The sequence below is a fragment of the Limnohabitans sp. DM1 genome, assembly GCF_001269385.1.
In the GTDB taxonomy this organism is placed as follows: Bacteria; Pseudomonadota; Gammaproteobacteria; order Burkholderiales; family Burkholderiaceae_C; genus Limnohabitans_A.
The window spans coordinates 49,763-58,826 of record NZ_CXOO01000002.1 but is presented as its reverse complement, the minus strand read 5'-3'; the positions used below and the strand labels follow the sequence as shown (position 1 = coordinate 58,826).

General features: G+C 60.1%; 9 protein-coding genes. 7 read left to right on the top strand and 2 right to left on the bottom strand.

Going from position 1 to position 9,064, the window contains the following annotated elements; genetic code table 11:
* Both AMM33_RS00320 and AMM33_RS00315 read left to right on the top strand, forming a co-directional pair.
* Positions 1–316, top strand: a 316-nt coding sequence (locus tag AMM33_RS00320) for an IS30 family transposase (RefSeq protein WP_194945134.1), incomplete at its 5' end; no start/stop codon positions are given.
* Positions 317–327: 11 nt separating this feature from the next.
* Positions 328–972, top strand: a complete 645-nt coding sequence (locus AMM33_RS00315) for a LuxR C-terminal-related transcriptional regulator (RefSeq protein ID WP_090137757.1) — start codon at positions 328–330, stop codon at positions 970–972.
* A 25-nt stretch (positions 973–997) separates the two neighbouring features.
* On the opposite strand, the gene AMM33_RS00310 is transcribed toward AMM33_RS00315, so the two are convergent.
* Positions 998–1,696, bottom strand: a complete 699-nt coding sequence (locus tag AMM33_RS00310; protein ID WP_090137755.1) for a Crp/Fnr family transcriptional regulator — start codon at positions 1,694–1,696, stop codon at positions 998–1,000.
* Between the two features lie 528 nt (positions 1,697–2,224).
* Here AMM33_RS00310 and AMM33_RS00300 point away from each other — a divergent pair.
* Positions 2,225–2,659, top strand: coding sequence for an SET domain-containing protein (locus AMM33_RS00300; RefSeq protein ID WP_228767872.1), 435 nt, complete (start codon positions 2,225–2,227; stop codon positions 2,657–2,659).
* A gap of 188 nt (positions 2,660–2,847) precedes the next feature.
* Entirely contained in the window at positions 2,848–3,684 is an 837-nt protein-coding gene (locus tag AMM33_RS00295; protein WP_228767871.1) for a helix-turn-helix domain-containing protein, read from the top strand.
* A gap of 223 nt (positions 3,685–3,907) precedes the next feature.
* On the opposite strand, the gene AMM33_RS00290 is transcribed toward AMM33_RS00295, so the two are convergent.
* On the bottom strand, positions 3,908–5,710 hold the full coding sequence (locus AMM33_RS00290) for an acyclic terpene utilization AtuA family protein (protein ID WP_090137749.1): 1,803 nt from the start codon (positions 5,708–5,710) through the stop codon (positions 3,908–3,910).
* Between the two features lie 441 nt (positions 5,711–6,151).
* Between AMM33_RS00290 and AMM33_RS00285 the strand changes: the two genes are divergently transcribed.
* The 3 genes from AMM33_RS00285 to AMM33_RS00275 are packed head-to-tail and all read left to right on the top strand — an operon-like array spanning position 6,152 to position 9,035.
* Positions 6,152–7,321, top strand: a complete 1,170-nt coding sequence (locus AMM33_RS00285; RefSeq protein WP_090137774.1) for an acyl-CoA dehydrogenase family protein — start codon at positions 6,152–6,154, stop codon at positions 7,319–7,321.
* 15 nt (positions 7,322–7,336) lie between these two features.
* Entirely contained in the window at positions 7,337–8,137 is an 801-nt protein-coding gene (locus tag AMM33_RS00280; protein ID WP_090137747.1) for a TIGR03084 family metal-binding protein, read from the top strand.
* Positions 8,121–9,035 carry a phosphatidylglycerol lysyltransferase domain-containing protein gene (locus AMM33_RS00275; protein ID WP_194945133.1) on the top strand — a complete coding sequence of 305 codons (915 nt, stop codon included), beginning with the start codon at positions 8,121–8,123 and terminating at the stop codon, positions 9,033–9,035. The genes AMM33_RS00280 and AMM33_RS00275 overlap by 17 nt, the downstream gene beginning before the upstream one ends.
* Positions 9,036–9,064: the final 29 nt, after the last annotated feature.

Below are 9,064 nucleotides of genomic sequence, written 5' to 3'. Positions count from 1 at the left end.
CCTGATCTCACGGGTGAAGACTTTGACGGTGGACAACGGCAAGGAGTTTGCGGATCACCAGGCCATCGATCAGACCCTTGGCATCCAGACCTACTTTGCCGATCCGTATTGCAGTTGGCAGCGCGGCAGCAACGAGAACTTCAATGGTTTGCTGCGCCAATACATTCCCAAGAAGCGGCGCATGGAAACTGTCACCGATGAGGAGTTGACTATGATTGAAAACAGATTGAATCACCGCCCCAGAAAGCGGCTGGGATTCAAGACACCCCACGAGGTGTTTCACGCCTCGTTAAACCGTGTTGCACCTCGTACTTGAATCCGCCATCGATGCCCATTCGAGTTTTGCTTTCTTCAAAACACAAGGCAGTGTCAGAAGGCTTAGCCGCTTTATTGCGGACTCACCACGACATGGATCTTGTGGGTATGGCAGACAGTGATTCCAGTACCAATGCCTTGTGTGATGAGTTTGATCCAGATGTGGTGCTTTTTGGCATGCACTCCAACGATGCGCATGACCTGATGTTGATGCAGCAGATGGCTCATAGAACCTCTCCAATCAACACGGTGGCCTTTTGCAGCCCCACAGATCGCAACGCCATCATCGAGATTCTGGATGCGGGCGCCAAAGGCTATGTATCGACTACGAGCAGCATTGACGAGTTGATGACTGCGATACGCGCCGCTGCTGCAGGGCGCCTTTATTTGTGCCAGTCTGCAGCTTCGGAAATGATGGACAGCGTTCGCAAAGCTCGCTCTGGTGACATCAGTGTTCGCAACCAGTTGGGCGGTCGGGAAGAGCAGGTGCTTCGATTGATTGCAGATGGTTATTCCTCCAAGGAAATTGCACGCAATTTGCAGATTGCGCCCAGCACGGTGGAGGTGCACCGGCGCAACATCATGCGCAAAGTCGGCTTGCACAAAGTGGCCGACTTGACGCGTTATGCCATCCGCAATCAGATGGTGTCTATTTGAGTTTTTAGGGCCGGTCAGATGGGCATTATTTGGACAATGCTTTCATTCTTTCATAGGCTTTCTTGACTACGGCATAGCATTCGCATGAGCGCCTTTGCAGCTCAAAGTGATCGAGCACGGTGATGCGGCCTCGCGTGTAGTTGATGACACCTGCTTTCATCAAGCGGGACGCAGCATTGGACACCCCTTCACGCCGCACGCCCAGCATATTGCTGATCATTTCGTGCGTCAGGCTGATGGTGTTTCCATCCTGTCTGTCCAGTGTCAGCAAAAGAAGACGGCACAGTTTTTGATCAAGCGCGTGGTGTCTGTTGCACACGGCCATTTGTGCCATCTGGGTGACCAGTGCCTGGTTAAAGCGCAGCAATATTCTTTGTAGTGAGTGGCCTTCTTGAAGACTTTGCAACACAGTGCTGAAACGGATTCGGATGGCTTGGCCGGCAATTTGTACGACTGCCCGGTTTGGTGCTTGTGATGCGCCTGATAGCAAATAAAAACCCACCAAGCCCTCGCGACCAATCATGGCAATTTCTGTGGAGGCCCCGTTTTCCAGAATATGGACCCAGGAAATGACGGCGGATGTCGGGAAATAGATGTGACTGACGATGCTGCCGGGTTCAGCCAGAACTTTGCCCAAAGTCAAATGGGTGTATTCCAATTCTGGTGCCCACTTGGCGTAAATAGACTCGGGGATCAAGTCGAGCAGCGTGTTTTGATTCAGCATTACGCACAATTAAGTGATGAAATTTAAGATTTGTTAAGACATTTGAATTGTACCGAAGATCACAAAAATATCAATAGGTGATCAATGTCAATCCGGCTTTCTGCGAAGAGGCTTGCCCTTCAAGTCCCATGCATCCCGAAGGCATCTTTTGCTGGATCGAAATCGGTCAAGGCCGATGCATCGTGGTCGAGCTGATCAGCCAAGACCAAAACAAGCTGACGAAGGTCGGGGGGCATGCTTTGCGCCAAGTCATGTCGCGTCCGCACACCGCTCAGGGCTTGCTGGGTAGGTGTTGTTTGTTGCCTTTGAATGCGGGTTTCATGCCTGGTGTGAAGTTTGAAAACGTGAGGGATTGCACCGTCTGGATATGCGTGAAAGATTATTCATCGTGCATGGATCACCTGTGGTGGTTGTGCGCAACGGGTGCTACCCACCCCCCAAGCTTTGCAGTCATGCTGTGGCATTGCACAAGAACCCATTACAGTCAGGCCTTTACAGTCGAGGATGGTTTTGAGTCTTGAGCAAATCATGGATGCGATCTGGGTACAGTCTTCCAACGTGCATGGCCAAGGCGTTTTTGCTGCGCGCCACATGGCTGCAGGCGAGACGGTGATCGAGTACGTCGGCGAAATCATCACGATGGCTGAGGCCATTGCCCGCCATCCTCACGACCCGCAAAACCCCCAGCACACCTTTTATTTCCATCTTGACGATGGCCGTGTGATCGACGCTTTGCATGGCGGCAACGCTTCCAAATGGATCAACCATTCATGCCGTCCCAATTGCGTGCCCGATGAAGTGAAGGGGCGCATTTTCATCAAAACGCGCAGACCCGTGTTTCGGGGAGAAGAGCTGACGTTTGACTATGGCTTGGTCAGCGATGAACCCATGACTGAGGCACTCAAGGCGCAATACGCATGCCGCTGTGGTGCGAAAAAGTGCCGAGGCACGATGCTGGCCTGACACGCGCAAGGCCGCTTTTGACCGCGATGAGACATGAGTTCAGCCGCTCGGTCGAGGCGTCTGACATCATGAGGGCTTGTTGCATTTCTATAATCAAACGCAGGTCACAGTCAGCGTGCACAAGAACACGATCCCCCCAAAAACACTTGGACGCATGTGGCAACAATCCCCCGGTTCAGGAGACATTCATGCCTTTGCAGTTGAGCACCCCTCAGCCCGTTTCGTCGCGCCGCTGCAGCAGCGCAGAGCGGCTGATGTGGATCACGCCAGACCGCGTTTTTTATGCGGGCCTGCTGGGTGCGCCCGCCATGCACACCGCAGGTGCCATCGTGGTCTATGTGTCGGTGGAGGCGCCTTTGCGCATTCGCCTGGCCGGGGCCGAATGGCAAACCACCGAAGTGGCGGTGGTGCAACCCTATGTACCGTATGAAATAGCTACCGATGGTCGGCATGCCCTGGACATCCTGATCGAGCCCGAAACCGTGGACATGTCCCGCCTGCCCGAACTGCTGCGCGCCTGTGGTGCGGTGCATGCTCCTGAGTTTGCAGCCCGTGTGCGCAGCGCCCATGCACAGCTCGTGGCCACAGGGCGTGATCATGACCTGAGGCCCGAAGACTTTGATCCGCTGTTTTTTGAGCAGCCACTGCCCACTCGCCAGCTAGATGCCCGCATCGCGGGGGTGCTTGAGCGCATCAAAACCGACCCCTCGACACAGGCAGCGGCACAAGCCTGCGCCGAAGAAGCCAAATTGTCCTTCTCGCGTTTTTTGCACCTGTTCAAGCAAGAGGTGGGCGCACCCTTTCGCAGTTTTCGCACCTGGAAGCGCGCCCGCAGCTTGCTGCACCATGTGAACAGCGACAGCAATCTGGTCTATGTGGCGCTGGACATCGGCTACCCCGACTCGACCCACTTCAGCCACTCGATCCGCCAGACTTATGGGCTCAAGCCCCGCGACATCTTTGCAGGCTCACGCAAGCTGCGCATCATCCAAGGCGGGGAGCCCGGCGCGTACATGACGGCTTGATGTCGGGTGGTTGATGACTCCGGCAATTAGAAGTCTGAGCCGTGTGTTGCCCGTTGGGAGGATTTTGTGGGAGCTTGCCAGCCAAGCGAAAAGCCCGTGGTCCACAAGCGTTTGATCGTCAGCAGGGCTAGCTCCCACAAAGTGCAAGATTGAAGTCACCCTGCAAACTTCATAGGGCCGGATCAATAGGCGCTGGTCCCATGTCGGCTCTGTTGCCACCAACCTACAACATCCCGACCATCGAACGCGGCACCCGCACCGGCAAATCCAGCAGCATCTGGCCCATGCCTTTGCCTAAAGGGTCATTGCGGCTGGATGCGGGGCCACCACCGTCCAGGGCTTCGTGCAGCAGCAAGTTCATGGCGTCGATGCCGGGCAAGTGAAAGCGCTCCACCGGCCCGTGCACCAGGTGTGCGAAATACGCCTTGACGACTTCGGGCGTCACCCGCGCCCACAAGAGCGGCAGCCACTCGGGGCGCCGTGCAATCAAGCCTATGTTGGAGATGTCGCCTTTGTCCCCACTGCGTGCCCAGGCCAGCCGAATCAGGGGAACTTCGACCTGTTCTTCTTCAGGGTCCACCCACGGCACCGGAAGGGGTGGCATGGGGGCCGGGCGCGGTGTCGCCACTGGCGCCTCAGGGACAGACCAAACCTGATCGCCCATGCGCACTTGGGCAGGCACGCGGGATTTGTCAATCAGAAAGGCCAAGGGTTGGATGTGCGGCGAGGCCGAGGGGCGCCCCGCGCCGGGGCCGGTGGTGCCCGGTGACCAGGAGGTGCCAGAAGGCGCGATTTCGCGGGCGAAAATGTCGAGCGCCTGTTTCATCGGGTGGTTCACCACCACGCGCAGCATGACTTCTCGCGCCGAGCCCGCTCGGGCATGGGGGCCGTACAGGGTTTCGGCCCCCAGCAATTCGATCACGGCGCGGCTGAAATCGGGCAGTCCCATCTGGCTGAGCAGTTCGCGGCTGCGCGCCAAAATGGCCTGACCCGTGCGCCGGGCTTTGGCAGCGGCATCGATGCCGATGATCACCATGCTGCCGGTGCAGCGGTAACCGTCCATGGCGGTGGCCGAGACCTTGTACTGCGCGCTGGGTGGGCGGCCTTGTGCGCCACTGACGCGCACGCGCTCGGCGCTCACTTGTTCAATCTTGACCTGGCGAAAATCGCAGCACACGTCGGGCAAGAGGTAGGCGCCGGGGTCGCCGATTTCATAGAGCAGCTGCTCGGCCACGGCGGCGCGCAAGATGATGCCGCCGGTGCCCGGGGTTTTGCCCAGCTCGAAGCTGCCGTCGGCCTGGCAGTCGATGATGGGGTAACCGATGTGCGGCCAGTCCGGCACGTCTTGCCAGTCGGTGTGCAAGCCGCCCGTGGCCTGGCAGCCGCATTCGATGATGTGACCTGCCAGACTGCCGCCCGCCAGCGCGTCGTAGTCGCTGGCCGTCCAGCCAAATTCGTGGATCAGGGGGCCGAGTGTGACGGCGCTGTCCACCCCGCGCCCGGTGATGACGATGTCGGCCCCGGCGGCCAGCGCACGCGCCACTGGCATGGCGCCCAGATAGGCATTGGCCGACAGCAGTGTGCCTGGCAGCGGCTCATCCCGGAACATGTCGCGTGTGCCCTCGTCGCGCAATGCAGGCAGCAAGGCGCTGATGTCGTCGCCTTCGACCACGGCAATCTTCGGGCTCAGCCCCATGCTTTGCGCCAGGGCTTGCAGGGCGTTGGCGCAGCCTTGCGGGTTCATGCCACCGGCATTGGCCACCACCTTGATGCCGCGCCGCATCACCTCGGGCAGCACCGATTTCATGGCGATGTCCACAAAATCGGTGGCGTAACCCATCTCGGGTTTCTTGGCGCGCACCGCAGCCAGGATGGCCATGGTGGTTTCGGCCAGGTAGTCAAACACCAGGTAGTCGATCAGGCCCGAATTCACCAGCTGGGGCGCGCCCACCATGCTGTCGCCCCAAAAGCCCGAAGCGCCGCCAATGCGGACAGTTTTGCGCGTGTGCGATGTGCTTTGTGTCATGGTCAATCCCGTCGGTCAAGCGCCTGCTTGGACAGGCATGGGGCACAAGGTTAGCTGCAGCATGAGGTGCTTGGCTTGTGTGGACTGGCTGACGCCCATGTCGGACTCTGCGAGTGCCGACCTACAACCAGGCCTTCTCGGAGGTCCGCGTTTCAGTTCCGACAATGGTTGCTTTTGCACAGGCCGCATGTCGGGGCTGAAGCCGCCGACCTACAACAATGCCTCTTCCTGGGTCGGTGGTCGAAGACTCCGACGTGGGCATGCATGCCCACGTCGGGATCTGGTTCTGGCACTCTGGTGACAGGCCAAAGCTGTGCGGGTGGCGGGGCGGGTGCAAGATGTTCACCGACCATGACAAGCACAGGTCGCAACCAGTTCGCACAAGACGCTCAGCCACCCGTGTTTATGCTGCACCTGTTCTCAACTCATCACGCCCAAGCCATGCTGGACACCCCTTCATTGCCCCATTACTTTTCGGCGGAACACGAAAAATTTCGCGCCTCGCTGCGTGATTTTGTGAGTCGCGAAATCACGCCCCATGTCCACGCATGGGACGAAGCCGAGACTTTTCCGCGTGATTTGTACCAGCGCATTGCCCGCCTGGGGGTGTTGGGTGTTGGCTACCCCGAAGCCCTGGGCGGCACCCCGGCCGATCTCTTTTTCCACATCATCACGGCCGAAGAAATGGCGCGTTCAGGAAGCGGTGGCGTGTCGGCTTCGCTGCTCTCGCACACCATTGGCCTGCCCCCCATTGCCCACTATGGCAGCCAGGCCTTGCAGCAGCGCATCGTGCCTGCCGTGTTGTCGGGTGAAAAAATCGCCGCGTTGGCGGTGACCGAACCGGGCGGTGGTTCGGATGTGGCGGCGCTCAAAACCACGGCCGTCCTGGACGGTGATCACTATGTGGTCAACGGTGAAAAAGTCTTCATCACCTCGGGCATGCGCGCCGACTACTTCACGGTGGCGGTACGCACCGACCCGGCCAACCAAGGTGCGGGCGGCGTCTCGGCCCTGATGATCGAGGCCGATTCACCAGGCTTGTCCCGCACCCCGCTGAAAAAAATGGGCTGGTGGTCTTCGGACACGGCGCACCTGCGCTTTGACAAGGTGCGTGTGCCGGTGGCGCACCTGCTGGGTGTGGAAAACCAGGGCTTCAAGGTGTTCATGAACAACTTCAATGCCGAACGCTTGGGCATGTCGGCGCAGGCCTGCATGTTTGCCCAGGTGTGCCTGCAAGAAGCCACTGACTGGGCGCGTGAACGCCAGACCTTTGGCCAGCCGCTGTCGCAGCGTCAGGTGATTCGCCACAAACTGGTGGACATGGCCATGAAGATCGAAGCGGCCCGCAGCCTGGTGTACGAACTGGCCTGGCAGGTGGAGCATCACCATGGTGACCCCGCGCATCTGGTGGCCCGCACCTGCATGGCCAAAATTTTGTCCACCCAGGCCATGCAGTTTTGCGCCGACCAAGCGGTGCAAATTCTGGGCGGCATGGGCTTCATGCGCGGCACCCGCAGCGAGCGCATTTACCGCGAGGTCAAGGTCATGATGATCGGCGGCGGCTCGGAAGAAATCATGAAAGACCTGGCTGCACGGCAGCTGGGCATTTGAGCCCAAGGACCCCCCATGCAATCAAGCTCTGAAGACCTGCTGGGTGAATACCGCGCACTGGCCGATCTGTGCGAAACCCTGACCCCCGCGCAGTGGCAGATGCGCACCGACTTTTATGAGTGGACGCCTTGGGACGAAATCGCCCATCTGGCGTATTTCGACGAAACCGCGCTGCAAGCGGTCACCGATCCGGGCCAATTTGCCAAGGACATGCCCAAGCTGGTCCGGGTGATGCTGCGGGGCGACCCGATCAGTGGGGTGGCCCGTGAACATTTCGGTCATCTGTCGGGGCCTGCTTTGCTGGCCCTGTGGCGCCAGCGCCACGAAGCGCTGGTGGCGGCACTGGCGCCGCTGGACCCCAAGGCGCGTCTGCCCTGGTATGGCCCCGACATGAGCGCTCGATCCTTTGCCACGGCACGCCTGATGGAAACCTGGGCCCACGGCCAGGACATCTGGGATGCGCTGGGCCGCACACGCGGGGCCAGCCCGGGGCTGCGCCACATCCTGCATCTGGGCGTGGGCACCTACGGCTGGACCTTTGTCAACCGGGGCTTGCCGGTGCCCCAGCCTGCGCCGCATGTGGATGTGCTGGCACCCGACGGCAGCCATTGGACCTGGGGTGATCCTTCTGCGACCGACTGGGTGACAGGGCCTGCCATGGACCTGGCATTGCTGGTGACGCAGCGGCGCCACCGGGGTGACACCGCCTTGTGTTGGGCGGGGGAGGGGGCCGAGCAATGGACGCTGATTGCCCAATGTTTTGCCGGTCCCCCGGCCGACGGTCCCGCGCGAGGGGTGCGTGGCCAAAGCCGCTGATCCCCTGGGCGGCCTGTGCCTGCCAGGCCAGGCGCTGACGCTGGACCTGGCGCCTGCGTTGGCACCCCGCTTGGCGCAGCGGCTGGCAGGCTTGGGTGCGCACGCCCTGGCTGATCTGTCTTACAGCAATCTCTGGCTGTTCAGACGGCCCCACGACTACCGCTACCACGCCGGTCCCTGGCCCTGCATCAGTGGCCAGAGCTACGACGGCCAGCGCCATGCCTTGCCCTTGTTTGATGTGCGCGATGCGCCCGTCGAGGTGGTCGATGCCTTGCTGGCCCGCTTTGCCTGCCTGTACCCCTTGAGCGAGCGCGAGGCGGGGCACTTTGACCCGGCGCGCTACCGCATCGAGACGCAGCGCGACGATGCCGACTACCTCTACAGTGCCGAGCAGTTTCGCCGCTACCCCGGGCGACTGCTGCAAAAAAAGCGCAATCTGATGGCCCAGTTGCAGGCCCTGCACAGCGTGACGGCGCAGCCCTACAGCCCGGCGCTGCAAGGCGCTGCCCTGCAGGTCTTGCAAGGCTGGCTGGGTGACAAGGGTAAAGCCGCAGGCGCGGCCGATGATCTGCCTTGCCGTGAAGCGCTGGCGCTGGCGTCGCAGCTGGGTTTGAGCGGTTTTGTGTACTGGGCTGACGCGCAGCCCGCCGGTTTTTTGTTGGCTGAAACCGTGCAGCCGGGCGTGGTGGTGGTGCGCTTTGCCAAGGCCTTGGTGAACTTCAAGGGCATGGCCCAGTACATGTTTCACCACTTTGCGCTGACAGCGCCGGGGCCTGTGCAATGGCTCAACTTCGAGCAAGACATGGGGCTGGCCAATTTTCGGCGCACCAAGCTCAGTTACCAGCCTGTGCAACTGATCTCGAAGTGGCGCATCAGCCAGTTCTCGCAAGAGTCGTGATGCCCCATTCACTATGCTTGTTTCCCAGG

Excerpts from the sequence above, each read along its gene's own strand:
- AMM33_RS00315 (WP_090137757.1), top strand. The coding sequence starts at position 328 with ATGCCCATTCGAGTTTTGCTTTCTTCAAAACACAAGGCAGTGTCAGAA.
- AMM33_RS00310 (WP_090137755.1), bottom strand. The coding sequence starts at position 1,696 with ATGCTGAATCAAAACACGCTGCTCGACTTGATCCCCGAGTCTATTTAC.
- AMM33_RS00300 (WP_228767872.1), top strand. The coding sequence starts at position 2,225 with ATGGATGCGATCTGGGTACAGTCTTCCAACGTGCATGGCCAAGGCGTT.
- AMM33_RS00295 (WP_228767871.1), top strand. The coding sequence starts at position 2,848 with ATGCCTTTGCAGTTGAGCACCCCTCAGCCCGTTTCGTCGCGCCGCTGC.
- AMM33_RS00290 (WP_090137749.1), bottom strand. The coding sequence starts at position 5,710 with ATGACACAAAGCACATCGCACACGCGCAAAACTGTCCGCATTGGCGGC.
- AMM33_RS00285 (WP_090137774.1), top strand. The coding sequence starts at position 6,152 with ATGCTGGACACCCCTTCATTGCCCCATTACTTTTCGGCGGAACACGAA.
- AMM33_RS00280 (WP_090137747.1), top strand. The coding sequence starts at position 7,337 with ATGCAATCAAGCTCTGAAGACCTGCTGGGTGAATACCGCGCACTGGCC.